The 17,312-nt window shown below is 63.3% G+C and carries 14 protein-coding genes and 5 tRNA genes; 14 read left to right on the top strand and 5 right to left on the bottom strand.

Annotated elements, in window-relative coordinates:
* Window positions 1-17: 17 nt before the first annotated feature.
* The 4 genes from OKW26_RS26920 to OKW26_RS26905 all read left to right on the top strand — a co-directional run bounded on the left by OKW26_RS26920 (window position 18) and on the right by OKW26_RS26905 (window position 4,591).
* Window positions 18-1,055 (top strand): microcin C ABC transporter permease YejB, encoded by a 1,038-nt coding sequence (locus tag OKW26_RS26920; RefSeq protein WP_184022600.1) that lies wholly within the window; start codon window positions 18-20, stop codon window positions 1,053-1,055.
* Entirely contained in the window at window positions 1,055-2,161 is a 1,107-nt protein-coding gene (locus OKW26_RS26915; RefSeq protein WP_184056969.1) for an ABC transporter permease, read from the top strand. Before OKW26_RS26920 ends, OKW26_RS26915 begins: the two co-directional genes overlap by 1 nt.
* Window positions 2,158-3,789: an ABC transporter ATP-binding protein gene (locus tag OKW26_RS26910; protein WP_429355732.1), complete on the top strand. Its 1,632-nt coding sequence runs from the start codon at window positions 2,158-2,160 to the stop codon at window positions 3,787-3,789. The genes OKW26_RS26915 and OKW26_RS26910 overlap by 4 nt, the downstream gene beginning before the upstream one ends.
* Before the next feature lie 136 nt (window positions 3,790-3,925).
* The gene (locus OKW26_RS26905) at window positions 3,926-4,591 is read left to right on the top strand and encodes a C40 family peptidase (RefSeq protein ID WP_429355731.1); all 666 of its coding nucleotides are present in this window, start codon (window positions 3,926-3,928) and stop codon (window positions 4,589-4,591) included.
* A 113-nt stretch (window positions 4,592-4,704) separates the two neighbouring features.
* Here OKW26_RS26905 and OKW26_RS26900 read toward each other — a convergent pair whose 3' ends face one another.
* Entirely contained in the window at window positions 4,705-5,802 is a 1,098-nt protein-coding gene (locus OKW26_RS26900; RefSeq protein ID WP_429355730.1) for a patatin-like phospholipase family protein, read from the bottom strand.
* Between the two features lie 338 nt (window positions 5,803-6,140).
* Between OKW26_RS26900 and gltX the strand changes: the two genes are divergently transcribed.
* The 7 genes from gltX (at window position 6,141) to OKW26_RS26865 (ending at window position 9,688) form a co-directional block, all read left to right on the top strand.
* Complete coding sequence (gene gltX / locus OKW26_RS26895) at window positions 6,141-7,550, top strand: glutamate--tRNA ligase (RefSeq protein WP_429355729.1); 1,410 nt, start codon at window positions 6,141-6,143, stop codon at window positions 7,548-7,550.
* Between the two features lie 119 nt (window positions 7,551-7,669).
* Window positions 7,670-7,745: transfer RNA gene (locus OKW26_RS26890), tRNA-Ala, on the top strand.
* A 187-nt stretch (window positions 7,746-7,932) separates the two neighbouring features.
* A tRNA-Glu gene (locus OKW26_RS26885) sits at window positions 7,933-8,008 on the top strand.
* A 90-nt stretch (window positions 8,009-8,098) separates the two neighbouring features.
* Window positions 8,099-8,175 (top strand) — tRNA-Asp (locus OKW26_RS26880).
* Between the two features lie 61 nt (window positions 8,176-8,236).
* Window positions 8,237-8,312: transfer RNA gene (locus tag OKW26_RS26875), tRNA-Glu, on the top strand.
* Window positions 8,313-8,392: 80 nt separating this feature from the next.
* Window positions 8,393-8,469 (top strand) — tRNA-Asp (locus tag OKW26_RS26870).
* 754 nt (window positions 8,470-9,223) lie between these two features.
* On the top strand, window positions 9,224-9,688 hold the full coding sequence (locus OKW26_RS26865; RefSeq protein WP_187615400.1) for a GNAT family N-acetyltransferase: 465 nt from the start codon (window positions 9,224-9,226) through the stop codon (window positions 9,686-9,688).
* A 48-nt stretch (window positions 9,689-9,736) separates the two neighbouring features.
* Here the strand turns inward: OKW26_RS26865 and OKW26_RS26860 are convergent, their stop codons facing one another.
* Window positions 9,737-10,636 carry an AraC family transcriptional regulator gene (locus OKW26_RS26860; RefSeq protein WP_429355728.1) on the bottom strand — a complete coding sequence of 300 codons (900 nt, stop codon included), beginning with the start codon at window positions 10,634-10,636 and terminating at the stop codon, window positions 9,737-9,739.
* 182 nt (window positions 10,637-10,818) lie between these two features.
* Between OKW26_RS26860 and OKW26_RS26855 the strand changes: the two genes are divergently transcribed.
* Window positions 10,819-11,220, top strand: a complete 402-nt coding sequence (locus OKW26_RS26855; RefSeq protein ID WP_429355727.1) for a gamma-glutamylcyclotransferase family protein — start codon at window positions 10,819-10,821, stop codon at window positions 11,218-11,220.
* Between the two features lie 127 nt (window positions 11,221-11,347).
* Here OKW26_RS26855 and aceB read toward each other — a convergent pair whose 3' ends face one another.
* Window positions 11,348-12,940 (bottom strand): malate synthase A, encoded by a 1,593-nt coding sequence (aceB, locus tag OKW26_RS26850; protein ID WP_429355726.1) that lies wholly within the window; start codon window positions 12,938-12,940, stop codon window positions 11,348-11,350.
* Window positions 12,941-13,020: 80 nt separating this feature from the next.
* Complete coding sequence (locus OKW26_RS26845) at window positions 13,021-13,827, bottom strand: haloacid dehalogenase type II (RefSeq protein WP_429355725.1); 807 nt, start codon at window positions 13,825-13,827, stop codon at window positions 13,021-13,023.
* Between the two features lie 151 nt (window positions 13,828-13,978).
* Between OKW26_RS26845 and OKW26_RS26840 the strand changes: the two genes are divergently transcribed.
* Both OKW26_RS26840 and OKW26_RS26835 read left to right on the top strand, forming a co-directional pair.
* Window positions 13,979-14,881 (top strand): LysR family transcriptional regulator, encoded by a 903-nt coding sequence (locus OKW26_RS26840; RefSeq protein WP_429334782.1) that lies wholly within the window; start codon window positions 13,979-13,981, stop codon window positions 14,879-14,881.
* Between the two features lie 127 nt (window positions 14,882-15,008).
* On the top strand, window positions 15,009-15,443 hold the full coding sequence (locus tag OKW26_RS26835) for a universal stress protein (RefSeq protein WP_184056951.1): 435 nt from the start codon (window positions 15,009-15,011) through the stop codon (window positions 15,441-15,443).
* Between the two features lie 269 nt (window positions 15,444-15,712).
* Here OKW26_RS26835 and aceA read toward each other — a convergent pair whose 3' ends face one another.
* Window positions 15,713-17,017: an isocitrate lyase gene (aceA, locus tag OKW26_RS26830; protein WP_184057372.1), complete on the bottom strand. Its 1,305-nt coding sequence runs from the start codon at window positions 17,015-17,017 to the stop codon at window positions 15,713-15,715.
* Window positions 17,018-17,312 lie beyond the last annotated feature (295 nt).

The raw sequence follows: 17,312 nt of genomic DNA, 5'->3' as shown, positions 1-17,312 counted from the left end.
GCACTGGAACACCGCCTATGTGGAGCTACATCCTCAAACGCCTGCTGCTGATGATCCCGACGCTGCTCGGCGTGCTGACGCTGACCTTCGTCGTGATCCAGTTCGTGCCGGGCGGCCCCGTCGAGCAGATGCAGCACGAACTGCGCAAGGGCGCGGAGGGCGCCTCGCCGTTCGGGCTGCGCTCGCATAGCGGCGTCGATGCGCAACAGATCGCGCAACTGAGGCAGCTGTACGGCTTCGACAAACCGCCGCTCGAACGCTACGTTCTGATGCTCAAGCGCTTCGCGACCTTCGATCTCGGCCAGAGCTATTTCCGTCATCAGAGCGTGTGGTCGCTGATCGTGTCGAAGCTGCCGGTGTCGATCAGCATCGGCCTGTGGACGTTCTTTCTCACCTATCTGATATCGGTGCCGCTCGGCATCGCGAAGGCGGTGCGCAACGGCTCGCACTTCGATATCGCGACGAGCCTCGTCGTGCTGGTCGGCTACGCGATTCCGGGCTTCGTGCTCGGCGTGCTGCTGCTCGTGCTGTTCGGCGGCGGCACGTTCCTGCAGCTGTTTCCGCTGCGCAACCTCACTTCCGACAACTGGGACCAGTTGAGCCTCGTCGGCAAGATCCTCGACTATCTATGGCATATCACGCTGCCGATCACGGCGTCGGTGGTGGGCAGCTTCGCGGTCGTCACGATGCTGACGAAAAACGCGTTCCTCGACGAAATCCGCAAGCAGTACGTGCTGACCGCGCGTGCCAAAGGTTTGTCCGAGCGGCGCGTGTTGTGGAAGCACGTGTTTCGCAATGCGCTGCTGCCGCTGATCGTCAATTTCCCGGGCGCGTTCATCGGCGCGTTCTTCACCGGCAGCCTGCTGATCGAAACGCTGTTCTCGCTCGACGGGCTCGGGTTGCTGTCGTATGAATCGGTAATGCGGCGGGACTATCCGGTCGTGCTCGGCACGTTGTATCTGTTCACGCTGATCGGCCTCGTCACGCGGCTGATCTCCGACCTTTGCTATGTGTGGGTCGATCCCCGCATCCAATTCGAACAACTGGAGCGCTGATGAATCGAGCCCGCCTTTCCGCCGACGCGGCGGCGCGCACCGAACCCGCGCGCGCACTGATGTCGCCGTCGCCGGCGCGTCGCGTGTGGCAGCGTTTTCGCCAGCAGCGTCTCGGCTACTGGAGCCTGATCATCTTCGTCGTCGCGTTCGCGGCGAGCCTCGTGGGGCCGCTGTGGTCGAACGACAAGCCGGTCGTCGTGCGCTACGACGGCCATCTGTATTTCCCGCTCGTCAAGACCTACGCCGAGACCACCTTCGGTGGCGACTTCCCCACGCCGGCCGATTATCTCGATCCGTACATCCGTCACCGCTTCGATGCGCCGGGCAACTTCGCGCTGTATCCGCCGAATCATTACTACTACGACACGCTCAATTACTTTTCGAAGACGCCCAACCCGGCGCCACCGTCGCGCGAGAACTGGCTCGGCACCGACGATCGCGGCCGCGATCTGTTCGCGCGTCTGCTGTACGGCTTCGGCGTGTCGGTCGTGTTCGGCCTCGTGCTGACCGTGATCAGCACGATCGTCGGCATCGCCGCGGGGGCGGTGCAAGGTTACTTCGGAGGGCGAACGGACATCGTCGGGCAGCGTCTGATCGAGATCTGGAACGCGATGCCGCAGCTCTATCTGCTGATCATCTTTTCATCGATCTTCGAGCGCAGCTTCGCTCTTTTGATCGTGCTGCTGTCGCTGTTCAACTGGATCGGCCTGTCCGACTACGTGCGCGCCGAGTTCCTGCGCAATCGCCAGCAGGACTACGTGCGCGCCGCGCGCGCGATGGGCCTGTCGCATTGGCAGATCATGTGGCGTCACGTGTTGCCGAACAGTCTGACGTCGGTCATCACGTTCCTGCCGTTCAGCATGAGCAGCGCGATTCTCGCGCTGACGAGTCTCGACTTCCTCGGCCTCGGCGTGCCGCCGCCGACGCCGAGCCTGGGCGAACTGCTCGCTCAGGGCAAGGCGAATCTCGACGCGTGGTGGATCTCGGTGTCGACCTTCGGCGTGCTGGTGGCGATGCTGCTGCTATTGACCTTCATGGGCGACGCGCTGCGCAACGCGCTCGACACGCGTATCTCCGATGCGATACACGCCGGAGGTGGTCAATGAGCGCGCTGCCGCAAATCGATCCGCAATCGACGGACATGCCGCTGCTCGAACTCGACCATCTGCGTGTCGCGTTCGGCGACACGGTGGCCGTCGACGACGTCACGCTCGCGATCGCGCGCGGTGAACGCGTCGCGCTCGTCGGCGAGTCGGGCTCGGGCAAGAGCGTGACCGCGCTGTCGGTGCTGCGCCTGCTGAACGACGCGCAGGTGAGCGGGGCGATCCGCTTCGATGGCAAAGATCTGCTCGCGAAGAGCGAGCGTGCGATGCGTGGCCTGCGCGGCTCGGACATCGCGATGATCTTCCAGGAACCGATGACCGCGCTCAATCCGCTGTATACGATCGGCGACCAGATTGCGGAAACGATCGTCGTGCATGACGGCGTCAGCGCGACCGAAGCGTGCAGGCGGGCGGTCGCGCTGCTCGCGCGCACCGGCATCACCGAGCCGGAGAGGCGCATCAACAGCTACCCGCATCAGCTCTCGGGCGGGCAGCGGCAGCGCGCGATGATCGCGATGGCGCTCGCCTGCCGGCCGCGCCTGTTGCTCGCCGACGAACCGACCACCGCGCTCGACGTGACGATTCGCGCGCAAATCGTCGAGCTTCTGCTGGAACTGCAGCGCGACGAAGCAAAAAAGCGCGGCATGGCCGTGCTGCTGATCACGCACGACCTGAACCTCGTGCGTCACTTCGCGCAGCGCGTCGCGGTGATGGAGCGAGGCGTGCTGGTCGAAACCGGCACGGTCGAGCAGGTGTTCGAGGCGCCGCGCCATCCGTATACCCAGCGGCTGCTCGCGAGCCGGCCGCAGCGCGAGGTCGTGCCGGTGCTGCCGATCTCGCCGGTGCTGCTCGAAGCGCGTGATGTGGCGGTCGACTTCAGAACGAAACTGACCGGCCTGCGTGGCTGGTTCGGCGCGGGGCGGTTTCGCGCGGTCGACGCGGCGAACGTGTCGGTGCGCCAGGGCGAGACGCTCGGGATCGTCGGTGAATCGGGATCGGGCAAGTCGACGCTCGCGATGGCACTGCTCGGTCTGCAGCGCACCGCGCATGGCGAGATCCAGTTTCAGGGCAGGGCGCTCGCGAGCTATCGCGGCGCCGAAAAGACCGCGCTGCGCTCGAATATGCAGGTCGTCTTTCAAGACCCTTTTAGTTCGCTTTCGCCGCGGCAGACGATCGAGCGGATCGTCGGTGAGGGGCTCGCGCTGCATCGGCCGCAGATGACTCCGCAGGCGCGGCGCGACAAGGTCGTCGCGGTGCTGCGCGAAGTCGGCATCGACCGGACTGCGCTGTATCGCTACCCGCATGAATTTTCGGGCGGGCAGCGGCAGCGCATCGCGATCGCGCGCGCGCTGGTACTGGAGCCGCGCGTGCTGATCCTCGACGAACCGACCAGCGCGCTCGACGTATCGATCCAGCAGCAGGTGCTCAAGCTGCTCACCGGTTTGCAGCACAAATACAACCTCGGCTTCGTGTTCATCAGCCACGACCTGGAAGTGATCGGGGCGATGGCGCACCGAGTCGTGGTGATGCAAAACGGATCGATCGTCGAGACCGGCGAAGTCGAGAAAATTTTTGCTGCACCCGTGCATCCTTACACGCGAAAGCTGCTGAAAGCGGCGCTTGATCGTTGATTTTTCACCCTTTCCCCAATTGAGTGCGTCTGTCGATTGATTTTTCCTATTCCTTTTGACAGGCAAATACTTACTGGCTAGTATCGAGCAAACTTTTTTTCTAGACCCCTGATTTTTTGGCAAAAACTACCGACCAATGCAGCACAGAAACTTCACCCAGGCTTGCACGCGCGTCGTCGCCGGGATGTTCATTGGCGTCTTGATGGCAGCAGCTCCCGGCGCGTTCGCCGACGAAGTAAGCGGTTTTAATCAGAATGCCTCATATCCGCCCACCAACGGCTCGGATCCTCTCTCCCTTCTCACTCCCCAAACCAAGGCCGCAGGCGGCGAAAGCGGCAGCGCCAAATCGTTCCTTTCGGGCATGGCCGGCAAAGCGGGCGACGTGGTGGTCGGCGCGTTGAACATGATCGGCGTTCGCTACCGTTGGGGCGGCAATACGCCTGATTCGGGGCTCGATTGCAGCGGTTTCGTGCGCTACGTGTTCCAGGACACGCTCGGTCTCGCGCTGCCGCGCCGTGCCGAGGAAATGAGCCGCCTGGGCGAGAAGGTGCGGGTAAGCGACCTGAAGCCGGGCGATCTGGTGTTCTTCAATACGATGCGCCGCACGTTCTCGCACGTCGGCATCTATATCGGCGACAACAAGTTCGTGCACTCGCCGTCCACCGGCAGCACGATCCGCGTCGACGACATGGATGACGGCTACTGGGAAAAGCGCTTTACGGGTGCGCGTCGGATCGAGACCTCGTATCAGGCCGACGATCTGCGCAAGCGCGTGACCGCGACGATCGGCGGGAATAACTGATTCGGCGCCAGGCCTGGCGATAAAAAAGCCTGCTTCGTTCGAAGCAGGCTTTTTGCGTTTGATGCGTGCTTTTTTGCCATGGCGACGCACAGCGACCGTGCGTCGCCGGGCTTTCAGGCTCCCATGAGCCGCGCGGCGAGCTTGCGCTGCAACTCCGGCATCATCTTCGCGACCGCTTCCTCGCCGGCGAGGATCGCGGCGTTGCGCTGTGAGAAATCGCTGCCGCTCATCGCCGCGAGATTCGGCCGGATCACCACGTCGGCGTACTTGTCGAGCTCGTAGGCCTTGATCGTCTGGCCCATGATCGTGAAGGTCTGCATCAACACGTCGAACGAGCTTGCCGTGACGCCGTTTTCCGGTCGCTGGGAGATATCGACGGCGATCACGAAATCCGCACCCATCTTGCGCGCGAACGACGCCGGTACCGGACTCACGAGACCCCCATCCACGTACTCGTGACCGCCGATCTTCACCGGCTCGAAAATCGACGGCACGCTGCACGACGCGCGCACCGCGATGCCGGTGTCGCCACGCTGGAACAGGATCGGCTGGCCGGTTTGCAGATCGGTCGCGACCACGCCGAGCGGCCTCGCCATCTTCTCAATCGGGCGGTTGTTCAGCGTCGTGTTCAGGTAGTTCTGCAGCGCCACGCCCTGCAGGAAGCCGCGCGTACGAAACGGCATCGCCCAGTCGCTGATCGACGCTTCGTCCATCGACAGCGCGAGCTTGTTCAGCGCGAAGCCGTTCATGCCCGACGCGTACAGCGCGCCGACGACGGAGCCGGCGCTCGTGCCGGCGATCAGGTCGATCTGGATATTGCGCGCCTCGAGAGCCTTGATGACGCCGATGTGCGCAAAGCCGCGCGCGGCGCCGCCGCCGAGAGCGAGCGCGACGCGAACCGGCTTCTGTTGCGCTTTTTCAGGCGGCGGGGGAACGGCGGGCGTCGCGGTGATCGGCGCGCCATCGAGTTTGCCGGCGGTCGTGGTGCAGGCGGCAAGCACCGCGGATGCGGCCGCTAGCGAAAAGCTGCGGCGGCTCAAGTTCGGGGATGAGGGTTTCAACGAGTTCTCCAGCAACGGCGCGCGCGACGCGAGCGGCATCGCGCGTACCGCGATCAGGCTGAGGTCAGACCGGGCGGATCGCCGACGGCGATTGCGCGCGCTTGCAGCGGTGTTCGCTCCGGATCGGATCGAGGTGCGGTAAGCCCGCATCGCAGCGCGCGCACATCTTAATGCAAACGATCGGCTCGCGCGGTCCGCTGTAATGAAACGTTGCAGAGGAAGTATTCGGAACTGACGCGGCGCTTTTTCAAGATGAGTTGGGCGAGCGCCGGGAAGGTGCGTACGCAGATGTCCGGACGCCGTTCGCCCATGCGCCATAGGCCGTTCGGACGAGGGCGGCAACCCGCGTGCGGAAGGTATAATTCGGCTCTTGCACTTATTCCCTCGTGGCCGTGCGCGACGTCGCGCGCAGCATGGGCACGCTTCGCTGCCGCGCTTCGCAGTCGTGTTCGCCTGAGCGCCGGCGCCTGTTTTCCGAGTAACCGCTAATGACCACCTCCGTTCGTACCCGTTTCGCACCGAGTCCCACCGGCTTCATCCACCTGGGCAACATCCGCTCCGCGCTGTATCCGTGGGCGTTCGCGCGCAAGATGAAAGGGACCTTCGTGCTGCGGGTCGAGGACACCGACCTCGAGCGCTCCACGACCGAATCCGTCGACGCGATTCTCGAAGGCATGGCGTGGCTCGGCCTCGATTTCGACGAAGGCCCGTTCTACCAGATGCAGCGCATGGACCGGTACCGCGAAGTGCTGAAGCAGATGCAGGAGGCGGGGCTCGTCTATCCGTGCTACATGTCGACCGAAGAGCTCGACGCGCTGCGCGAGCGCCAGCGCGAAGCAGGCGAAAAGCCGCGCTACGACGGCACGTGGCGCCCGGAGCCGGGCAAGGTGCTGCCGGAGCCGCCCGTGGGCGTGAAGCCGGTGCTAAGGTTTCGCAATCCGCTGACCGGCGTGGTCGCGTGGGACGACGCGGTGAAAGGCCGCATCGAAATCTCGAACGAAGAACTCGACGACCTCGTGATCGCGCGTCCGGACGGCACGCCGACGTATAACTTCTGCGTCGTCGTCGACGATCTCGACATGCGCATCACTCACGTGATTCGTGGCGACGACCACGTCAACAACACGCCGCGCCAGATCAACATACTGCGCGCGCTCGGTGGCGAGCCGCCGGTGTATGCACACCTGCCGACCGTGCTGAACGAGCAGGGCGAGAAGATGAGCAAGCGCCACGGCGCAATGAGCGTGATGGGTTATCGCGATGCGGGGTATCTGCCGGAAGCGGTCGTCAACTATCTGGCGCGCCTCGGTTGGTCGCATGGTGACGCGGAGATTTTCACGCGCGAGCAGTTCGTCGAGTGGTTCGATCTCGAGCACCTCGGCAAGTCGCCGGCGCAGTACGACCATGACAAGCTGAACTGGCTCAACGCGCACTACATCAAGGAAGCTGACAACGCACGCCTCGCCGAACTGGCGAAACCGTTCTTCGCGGAGCTCGACATCGACGAAGCCACACTCGCCCAAGGTCCGGATCTGACGGGCGTGGTGGGCCTGATGAAGGATCGGGCGTCGACCGTGAAGGAGATCGCGCAGAACGCCGCGATGTTCTATCGCACGCCGGCACCCGACGCTGAGTCGCTTGCACAGCACGTCACCGACGCGGTTCGTCCGGCGCTCGCTGATCTGGCCGCTGCATTGAAGACGGTCGAATGGACCAAGGAGGCGATCGCTGCCGCGCTGAAAGCGACGCTCGGCACGCACAAGCTGAAGATGCCGCAACTCGCGATGCCGGTGCGTCTGCTGGTGGCGGGTACGACGCATACACCGTCGATCGATAGCGTGCTGATGCTGTTCGGTCGCGACGTCGTCGTTGGCCGCATCGAAAAAGCGCTTGGCTAATCCGTTGGCGGCGCGCGTCAGAGGTTTCGCATGCCGCCGGAAAAATCCGCATGTAATCGCTCAAAGGGTATTTACAAAGCGCAGATCGCCCTCTAAAATCTCGTTTCTCTGATGTGCGCGGGGGTATAGCTCAGCTGGGAGAGCGCTTGCATGGCATGCAAGAGGTCAGCGGTTCGATCCCGCTTACCTCCACCAACAGAGCAAAGAGGTGAAAGTGGTTAAGAAGTCTGATAGTTGTAGAAAAAAGACTTCACAAATCGCTGAAATGTAGTTAAAGTAGCGGTCTTCGCTGTTGACCTGAAAATAGCTTGGCGAATTAACTGAAAAGTTAGCGCGAGTTGATCAAGTCAAAAGCGAATTGAGACGGATCTGAAAAGATTTTGTCCCCTTCGTCTAGAGGCCTAGGACATCACCCTTTCACGGTGAGTACAGGGGTTCGAATCCCCTAGGGGACGCCAAACATCAGCGTCGCTTTAGTATTCGAGTAGTAGTAAAGCAGCGCAGCTTGCAGAGAATTAACCGACGCTCGCAAGCAGGGTGTAAAGACTGGAGTGGTAGTTCAGTCGGTTAGAATACCGGCCTGTCACGCCGGGGGTCGCGGGTTCGAGTCCCGTCCACTCCGCCAGACAAAGCCCGTTCACACATACTTGAACGGGCTTTTTCATTAAAGGTGTAAGCAGTACGTTGTCCCCTTCGTCTAGAGGCCTAGGACATCACCCTTTCACGGTGAGTACAGGGGTTCGAATCCCCTAGGGGACGCCAGAACATCGGCGTCGTTCGGTTGGAAGTTTGAACGGTGCAGCAAGCTGAGAGTATGGCTCGCAGGCTGCGATGCAAAATCTGGAGCGGTAGTTCAGTTGGTTAGAATACCGGCCTGTCACGCCGGGGGTCGCGGGTTCGAGTCCCGTCCGCTCCGCCAGATTTGAGAAAGCCCACTTCGCAAGAAGTGGGCTTTTTTTATTGTGCGCCCAGCATGGGCGCACTCCTGCGAGTGCAAGTCCCGCCATGAGCTGGTCACAGCGAATGAAGTGAAGCGCAACTGCATGACGGCGGCCGAATGTGGGAAGGAAGCGTGGAGCGTAAGTCGCGAGCCGATAAACAAGAACCGCATAGAAGGCGTTGCCAAGCAGGGCGGGCGGGTAATAGACCGCGAAGCTCTCGTGACCAGGACGAAGCGGCGTAAATGCGGCGGCTGTGCCATGAAGGAGTGCGCTCTTACCTACGGCTTCCGGCCCGGACGGCGTGCGCACGACGCGGCGATTTATGAACAGTTGCAGAGGGGACGTACCGGCCCGCTCCGGTATGTCGGGTGACGATCCCCAAACCGGTCGGAGGTCAACCACGACATCCTGATTGACCGTCTACAGAAAACGAATTGGGGAGGCCAGCGTGATCCGGCTGATCCGCCGTTGCTGGCCAACGTGTTGCTCGACGTGGTGGACAAGGAACTGGAACGGCGCGGCCACTGCTTCGTGCGCTGTGCCGACGATGCGAACGTGTATATCCGCAGCCGTCGTGCTGGTGAGCGGTTGATGGCGCCTGCACATAGGACCGTAACCGCTCCGTTTCTACTGCCGTTGCCGGCCGCCCCCCGGAAGGCTCGGGACAAACAGCCATTGCCAGCGCGCGCGGCCTGTTTTACCGTTTATCCGACTCATCCTCGCGGTCCTGCCATGTTCGATCCCACCGAAGCTCCGTCACCGTTTCATCTGCGCACGGCCAGCATGGACGATTTCGAGTTTGCCGAGGCGCTGACCCGCAACAACATGGGCGGCTACTATCGCCGGCATCATCTGGTGTGGCGCAGCGATCTGTTTCTCGGCAGTTGGCGCGAATCGGAGAATTTCATTCTCGAAGTGGATGGCGTGCCGATGGGCGTGCTGCGTATCACCGAAGAGGGTGATTCGCTGCATATCCGCGACGTGCAGATCGCCGAAGGATATCGTCGGCTTGGCGCCGGTACGTTCCTGCTCGACATCTCGCATCAATGGGCGCGCGAGCGCGGGCTGCGCGAGTTGCAGTTGCGCGTGTTCGTCGACAATCCGGCGGCGCGGCTCTATCAGCGCAAGGGCTATAAGCTCACCGGGCCGCGGCTCGCGCAGCTAGGCGCAATCCGTCATCTGGCGCGGCGGGTTTGAGGCGTGCCCCGCATTGGATGGCCGACGCGCAGCGCTAGTTGTCGCCATTCACCGCTCGGCGACGTCCGTCGAACCGGCTTGATCCTGTGCCGTTTCATCATCCGCTTGCGCGTCATCATGCTCGCCGTTGCTCGCGCGATGTTCGGCGCCTCGCTCGATAAACGCGCGTGGACTCGCGCCGAACGCACGCCGGAACATCGCGGAGAAGGCGCTCTGGCTCTGATAGCCCAGTTCCTGCGCGACGTGCGACAGCGGTCGTCCCTGGCTCAACAATGGAATGGCGCGCGCGAGAATCGCCTGCTGACGCCACTGCGAAAAACTCACACCCAGCTCCTGGCGGAACAGCCGCGCGATCGTGCGCGTGCTCGCGCCCACCGTCGATGCCCACTGCTCGAGCGACTCGCCATGCATCGGGTCGGCGATCACGGCCTCGCACAGCGCGCGCAGGCGCTTTTCGCTGGGCATCGGCACGGACAGCGGCAACGGCTCGGAGCGCGTCAGTTCATCGAGCGCGAGCGCGCCGAGCAGCTGCTCGCGCGCGGCGGACAGGCCAGGCGTATCGAGCGCGGCAATCACCTCGCGCAACAGGTTCGATACTTCGACGACGCGCGGCGTATCGAGCCCGGCCGGCACCGTACTCTCGGTGATGTACAGCGTGCGCAGGAACGCATCCTCGACGGCGACCACTTCGTGCGTCACATGCGGCGGCAACCAGATTGCGCGCGATGGCGGCACCATCCATGTCGTGCCCGTCGTTGCGACCCGCAGCACGCCGCGCGACGCATACGCGACCTGCGCCCAGGCATGCGTATGACGCGCGATATGCCAGCCCGCCGGCATTGGCCGCGAGCGCACGCGGATCGGATGCATCTCGTTCGGCGCGAACTCGGGCGGTATGTCGGCGAAACGCACGCGGCTCAACAAGTCGGAGTCGGAGGACGAGGTCATGGCAAGGTCGGTTCGGATCACGGAGCTGGCAACGGCGAAGCGCGGTCGAGGCCATTCACCGCCGCGGGCATCAAGCATTGTAGGCCGTGCCCAGTTTCTGTTGCCGACGGGCCGCCGTTGCATAATGTCCCGATGGCCTCCGAGCCACCGACATCACCTCTGACCATGGAGACTCAACGACGATGCAGACCGTCTTTGTCTACGGCACGCTGCGTGCCGGTGAAACCAACGACATCAGCGAAGCCGCCGCGCGCAACGACATCCCCGCACCGAGCCTGCTCGGCAGTACCACCGTGCGCGGCCATCTGTTCGATTTTGGCGACTATCCGGGTCTCGTCGTCGACGAAGCGGGTATCGACGTGCTCGGCGACGTCTATGAAATCGACGATGCGCTCGTCGCGGTGCTCGACGAAATCGAAGCCGTGTATCCGGGCGTCGAGGATCATTTTCTGGCACGTGAGGTGATGGTCAAAGTGGACGGCAACGTCGTGAATTGCCGCTTCTATCCGGTCGCGCCGAGCGCGGTAAAAGGGTTGCCCGAGATCCGTTCAGGAGATTGGGTCGAACATCGGCGCACGCGCTGAGCTGGTCCACGAAGGCGAGCAAAAAAAACGGCGCGCCACGTATGTCCGCGGCGTGCCGTCGTTCAAGCCGATGGGGTCCCCTGGCTCGAGCAGGCCCAAGGCGCTCGAGCCCGCATCATCAACACCATCAAATCTCTTCGTAAAGCGGCAGCGTCAGAAAATCGGTGAACTGCTCCGCGGTCGACATCTGCTCGAAGATCTGCGCGGCACGCTCATACGGCATCGTATCTCCGCCCACCGTCTGTTTGACCTTGTCGAGCTCCTGCGCCGCGAGCTCGCGCACCAGTTCGACCGTCACCTTGCGACCGTCGTCGAGTTTGCCCTTCGGCGAGCGGATCCACTGCCAGACCTGCGAGCGCGAAATCTCGGCGGTGGCCGCATCTTCCATCAGGTTGTGAATCGGCACACAGCCATTGCCCGCGAGCCACGAACCGAGGTAGTGAATGCCGACGTTGATGTTGTTGCGCAAGCCCGCTTCGGTGATCGGCGTTTCCGGGCGGAAGTCGAGCAGGTCGGTCGCGCTCACGAGCACGTCGACGCGCTGCTTGCCGATCTGGTTCGGCCGATCGCCGAGCACCTTGACGAACTCTTCCATCGCGACCGGCACGAGGCCCGGGTGCGCGACCCAGCCGCCGTCGTAGCCGTCGCCCGCGTCGCGCGCCTTGTCTGAACGCACGCCGGCCATCGCCTTGTCGTTCGCGGCCGCATCGTTCCTGATCGGAATCAGCGCGCTCATGCCGCCGATCGCCGGCGCGTTGCGGCGATGGCAGGTCTTCAGCAGCAGCAACGCGTACGCGCGCATGAACGGCGAGGTCATCGTGATCTGCGAGCGATCGGCGAGGCAGAAGTCGCGGTCGCTCTTGAACTTCTTGATCGCCGAGAAGATGTAGTCCCAGCGGCCCGCGTTCAGGCCCGAGCTATGTTCACGCAGCTCGTACAGGATCTCGTCCATTTCGAACGCGGCGACGATCGTCTCGATCAGCACCGTCGCGCGAATCGTGCCGCGCGGCACGCCGACCGCTTCCTGCGCGGCGACGAAGAGGTCGTTCCACAGCCGCGCTTCGAGGTGGCTCTCCATCTTCGGCAGATAGAAGTACGGACCCGAGCCGCGTGCGATCAACTCCTTCGCGTTGTGCACCATGTACAGCGCGAAATCGAAGATGCCGCCCGACACGCGCTGGCCGTCGACCTTCACGTGCTTCTCGTCGAGATGCCAGCCGCGCGGACGTACGATCAGCGTCGCGGTCCTGTCGTTGAGCCGGTACGACTTGCCGTTCTGTTCGAGCGAGATCGTACGGCGCACCGCGTCCTTCAGATTGATATGACCGGTGATCTGATTGTCCCAGCTCGGCGCGTTCGAATCCTCGAAGTCGGTCATGTAGGAGTCGGCGCCCGAATTGAGCGCGTTGATGATCATCTTGCGCTCGACGGGGCCGGTGATCTCGACGCGCCGGCACTGCAGATCCTGCGGCAGCGGCGCGATCTTCCAGTCGCCTTCGCGCACGCTCTTCGTGGCGGCGAGGAAGTCGGGCCGCTCGCCCGCGTCGAGCCGCTTCGCGCGCTCGACGCGCGCCTGCAGCAACTGCTGACGGCGCGGCTCGAAGGTACGGTGTAAGGCCGCGACGAGTTCCAGCGCTTCGCGGGTGAGGATCGCTTCAAAGCCGGGCTTGATGTCGCCGGTGATTTCCATGCCTTGCGGCAACGACAGCGAATTAGCCATGTTGTCTCCTTGGTCGGTCAGATTGCAAAAATGCGAAGGTTGAAAAGGGGGAAGTGGATTGCCGAATGCGAGGGGCGCCGTCATACGCGCGGGCCGGCGCGCTTGCGACTGCCACTGCCAGGAACTTTCGTTCGACCGCCGCCGCTCGAGCGTGGCGACGTCGCGAGTGTGTGCAGAAAGTCCAGCAGATCGTTCATGCCGCTACCGGTGCCATGCGGCGTCACGCCGAGCTCTTCGACGGGCAGGTTCTGCCGGTTCAGCCAGAACGTCGTGAAGCCGAACCATGTCGCGCCCGCGACGTCCCAGCCGTTCGACGACACGAACGCGATCTCGCGCGCGGCCACGCCGAACGCGTCGGGGCCGAGCGCATACGCGGCAGGCGAGGGTTTGTATGCGCGCACGGCGTCGACCGACAGCACGTGATCGAAGAGGGCGTTCATGCCGGCGCTCTTGACCGCGATGTCGAGCATTTGCGGATTGCCGTTTGACAGAATCGCGAGCCCCACGCGTGGCACGGCGGCGGCCTCGCGCAACGCACGCAGCACGGGCACCGCGTCGGGAAATGCGGACAGGCACGCGTATTCGTCCATCAGCCGCTTTTCGGCCGCGCGGCCGAGCGTGAGCTGCAGTCTTTTCGCGGCGAAGCGCAGCGCGTCGAGCGTGATGTCCCAGAACGGGCGGTAGTGTTCGCCGGGGGCGTCGCTGCGCGCGGCGAGCGTGCGCAATTGCGTGTATTCGATCTGCTTCTGGCGCCACAGCTGCGACAGCGCGTCGCCGTGGCCGGGGAACAGTTGCTCCGCGGCGGCGATCACCGAATGCACGTCGAACAACGTGCCGTAGGCGTCGAAAATCACTGCTCGCGGGGAAGGTGTCGTTGTGGCCGACATTGCCATGCGCTCCTGTCAGAGGTCGGGATCGATTGTATTGCTGACCTTAGGTGCTAAAAAATAGGCTAAAGATCACTTGATCTTTTACTTTTACGTACCTAATCTGACGCGCACTGCTCACTTTTCCGCCTCGCCGCGGCGCGTATCGTTCATGGACCGTTTCAAGCAGATCGAGACCTTCGCCACTGTCGCGGCCAAAGGGAGCCTGTCCGCGGCGGCGCTCGCCGAGGGCGTCGCGCCCGCGATCATCGGCCGGCGCATCGACGCACTGGAGGAGCGCCTCGGCGTCAAGCTGCTCGTGCGCACGACGCGCAAGATCACGCTGACCTTCGAAGGCTCGGCCTTTCTCGAAGACTGCCAGCGCATTCTTCACGACATGCAGAACGCCGAGGCGAGCGTGTCGGCGGGCGGCGTGAAGGCGAGCGGCCATCTCCGGCTGTCGGCGCCGGCCGGCTTCGGGCGCCGGCACGTGGCGCCACTGGTGCCCGCGTTCACGGTCGCGCATCCGGACGTGTCGATCACGCTCGATCTGTCCGACCGCCTCGTCGACCTCGTCAACGAAGGCTTCGATTGCGCGGTGCGGCTCGGCGAGTTGCCCGATTCGTCGCTGGTGTCGCTGAAGCTCGCGGAAAACCGGCGCGTATGCGTCGCGTCGCCCGCGTATCTGAGCCGGCGCGGCGCGCCGCACAGCCTGGCCGATCTCGCGCGCCACAACTGCCTCGCGCTCGGCGCCAGCGCGAACCAGCAGCGCGGCTGGATGTTTCAGCACGACGGCAAGGTCGTGTCGATCAAGGTGTCCGGCACGATGGAGTGCTCGGACGGCGCGGTGCTGCACGAATGGTGTCTCGCCGGACACGGGCTCGCGTGGCGCTCGTGGTGGGAGGTCGGCGCGGAGATCGCGGCGGGCCGCCTCGTCAGCGTGCTCGACGAATTCGCCGCGCCGCCGATCGGCATCCACGCGGTGTTCCCGCAGCGCCGTCATCTGCCGCTGAGGGTGCGGCTGTTTCTGGACTTTCTCAAGCATACGTACGGCGAACCCGGTTACTGGGACTGATGCGCCAATCTCCAGACAGACGCGAATACCCGCATTCATACGCATTACAATCGTTTCGAGCAGCCTGCACCCTGGGCTGTGTTGGACGCTGACGCCGTGCTGCGGGCAGCCGGCGACGGAGGGGATCATGTTCAGGCACATCCTGGTTCCGACCGATGGTTCAGATCTGTCACGCAAGGCGATAGCGGGCGCGATCGACCTCGCGCAGGCCGTGGGCGCCCGCGTTACCGCATACGCCTGTCTGCCGCAATATCCGTACTCGCCGTTCTCCGATGTCGTGGTCGAACCGCCCGGCGAGTTCCTGCAACGCAGCGAGCGCGAGGCGCGCGTGCATCTGCGCGAAGTCGAGCATGCGGCGCGCCGCGTCGGCGTCAGTGTCGAGAGCCGCACGAGCGTGCATCCGGCGCCGTATCTCGGCATCATCGAAGCGGCCGAGCAGGGGCGCTGCGACGTGATCTTCATGGCATCGCATGGGCGGCGCGGGCTCGGCAGCCTGTTGATCGGCAGTGAAACGCAGCGCGTGCTCACGCATACGAAAATTCCTGTGATCGTCTATCGCTGAATCGCCTGGCACTGCCGGCAGCGTGCCGGCATGCACCGCCTTCGAAAAAAAGCGCGCCGGCGGCGCTGCCGGCGCGTTCAGGTTCGCCGCACGCTTGCCGCGTGCTGGCTCTTTGAGACTCTCCGGCCGTCGGCGTTCGCGCTGACGCTCCTGCCAATCCAGCACGGCACGGCCCTCCCTGCGTCGGCGGCACTCTGGTGGTGCCGCTCGACGTTTGCCGATCGTTCCTGCGCTCAGGCCACGGGACTGCATAACCCGACTGGCTGATCTCAGGCGACCTTCTTGTCGAAGAACTGCTCGTTTTCCGTCGAACCGTGCAGCGCGGTCGTCGATGCTTCGCGCTCGACCGTCTGCGTGACCGCGTCGAAGTAGCCGGTGCCGACTTCGCGCTGATGCTTGACCGCGGTGAAGCCCTTTTCGGCCGCCGCGAACTCCGCCTGCTGCATTTCGACGAACGCGGTCATCTGGTTGCGCGCATAGCCGTACGCGAGGTTGAACATCGAGTAGTTCAGCGCGTGGAAGCCGGCCAGTGTGATGAACTGGAACTTGTAGCCCATCGCGCCGAGTTCGCGCTGGAACTTCGCGATCGTCGCGTCGTCGAGGTTCTTCTTCCAGTTGAACGACGGCGAGCAGTTGTACGACAGCAGTTGGTCCGGGTACTCCTTGTGGATCGCGTCGGCGAATTTCTTGGCGAACTCGAGGTCCGGCTTGCCGGTTTCGCACCAGATCATGTCTGCGTACGGCGCATAGGCGAGGCCGCGCGAGATTGCCTGCTCGAGACCGGGCTTCGTGCGGTAGAAGCCTTCGACGGTACGCTCGCCGGTCAGGAACGGGCGGTCGTTGTCGTCGATGTCCGAGGTCACGAGGTCGGCGGCTTCCGCGTCGGTGCGGGCGAGCAGCACGGTCGGCACGCCCGACACATCGGCGGCCAGACGCGCGGCTGTCAGCTTCGCGACGGCTTCGCGGGTCGGCACGAGCACCTTGCCACCCATGTGACCGCACTTCTTGACCGATGCGAGCTGGTCTTCGAAGTGCACGCCGGACGCGCCCGCTTCGATCATCGCCTTCATCAGTTCGAATGCGTTCAGCACGCCGCCGAAACCGGCTTCCGCGTCGGCCACGATCGGCGCGAAGTAATCGACGTAGCCTTCATCGCCCGGGTTCTTGCCTTCCGACCACTGGATCTGGTCGGCGCGCGTCAGCGTGTTGTTGATGCGCTTGACGACGAGGGGCACCGAGTTGGCCGGATACAGCGACTGGTCCGGGTACATTTCACCGGCGACGTTGGCATCGCCCGCGACCTGCCAGCCCGACAGATAGATTGCCTTCAGACCAGCCTTCACCTGCTGCATCGCCTGGTTGCCGGTCAGCGCGCCGAGCGAGTTGACGAACGGCTCGTTGTTGACGGCGGCCCACAGCTTTTCCGCGCCGCGCTTCGCGAGCGTGTGCTCAGGTTGCACCGAGCCGCGCAGACGCACCACGTCTTCGGCCGAGTAGGTGCGCTTGACACCTTTCCAACGCGGGTCCGATTCCCATTGCTGCTTGAGTTGCTGCACTTGCTGTTCGCGGGTCATGGTCATGATGTGCTCCTTCGATGCCAGTTATGGAGGATGGGTGACTCTGTCTTCTCGAAGCGTGGGGCCCGGAGAGGCGTTCTGTTTCGTGAAGTCTTATATAAGAGTCTAGGCAAATCGAAGGACGCACAATAGACGCCGCAAAGCGTTTTTCCAATATTTATTTTTATATAAAATCAATGACTTGATGCCTGCTTTTCGCGATAAGAAACGATATTTTCCCTGTTGCAATAGTCCTTCTTGTGCTTTGCAGCATGATTTTTTACGACGCAAAAAAATTTTTTACATCGTGAAA

Source organism: Paraburkholderia sp. 32 (assembly GCF_050435345.1).
Classification (GTDB): Bacteria; Pseudomonadota; Gammaproteobacteria; order Burkholderiales; family Burkholderiaceae; genus Paraburkholderia; species Paraburkholderia tuberum.
This window is presented reverse-complemented; position numbering and strand designations above follow the sequence as displayed.

What these genes read in the sequence shown, in the direction of transcription:
- OKW26_RS26920 (WP_184022600.1), top strand. Translation starts at nt 18, where the DNA reads ATGTGGAGCTACATCCTCAAACGCCTGCTGCTGATGATCCCGACGCTG.
- OKW26_RS26915 (WP_184056969.1), top strand. Translation starts at nt 1,055, where the DNA reads ATGAATCGAGCCCGCCTTTCCGCCGACGCGGCGGCGCGCACCGAACCC.
- OKW26_RS26910 (WP_429355732.1), top strand. Translation starts at nt 2,158, where the DNA reads ATGAGCGCGCTGCCGCAAATCGATCCGCAATCGACGGACATGCCGCTG.
- OKW26_RS26905 (WP_429355731.1), top strand. Translation starts at nt 3,926, where the DNA reads ATGCAGCACAGAAACTTCACCCAGGCTTGCACGCGCGTCGTCGCCGGG.
- OKW26_RS26900 (WP_429355730.1), bottom strand. Translation starts at nt 5,802, where the DNA reads ATGCGGGCTTACCGCACCTCGATCCGATCCGGAGCGAACACCGCTGCA.
- gltX (WP_429355729.1), top strand. Translation starts at nt 6,141, where the DNA reads ATGACCACCTCCGTTCGTACCCGTTTCGCACCGAGTCCCACCGGCTTC.
- OKW26_RS26865 (WP_187615400.1), top strand. Translation starts at nt 9,224, where the DNA reads ATGTTCGATCCCACCGAAGCTCCGTCACCGTTTCATCTGCGCACGGCC.
- OKW26_RS26860 (WP_429355728.1), bottom strand. Translation starts at nt 10,636, where the DNA reads ATGACCTCGTCCTCCGACTCCGACTTGTTGAGCCGCGTGCGTTTCGCC.
- OKW26_RS26855 (WP_429355727.1), top strand. Translation starts at nt 10,819, where the DNA reads ATGCAGACCGTCTTTGTCTACGGCACGCTGCGTGCCGGTGAAACCAAC.
- aceB (WP_429355726.1), bottom strand. Translation starts at nt 12,940, where the DNA reads ATGGCTAATTCGCTGTCGTTGCCGCAAGGCATGGAAATCACCGGCGAC.
- OKW26_RS26845 (WP_429355725.1), bottom strand. Translation starts at nt 13,827, where the DNA reads ATGTCGGCCACAACGACACCTTCCCCGCGAGCAGTGATTTTCGACGCC.
- OKW26_RS26840 (WP_429334782.1), top strand. Translation starts at nt 13,979, where the DNA reads ATGGACCGTTTCAAGCAGATCGAGACCTTCGCCACTGTCGCGGCCAAA.
- OKW26_RS26835 (WP_184056951.1), top strand. Translation starts at nt 15,009, where the DNA reads ATGTTCAGGCACATCCTGGTTCCGACCGATGGTTCAGATCTGTCACGC.
- aceA (WP_184057372.1), bottom strand. Translation starts at nt 17,017, where the DNA reads ATGACCCGCGAACAGCAAGTGCAGCAACTCAAGCAGCAATGGGAATCG.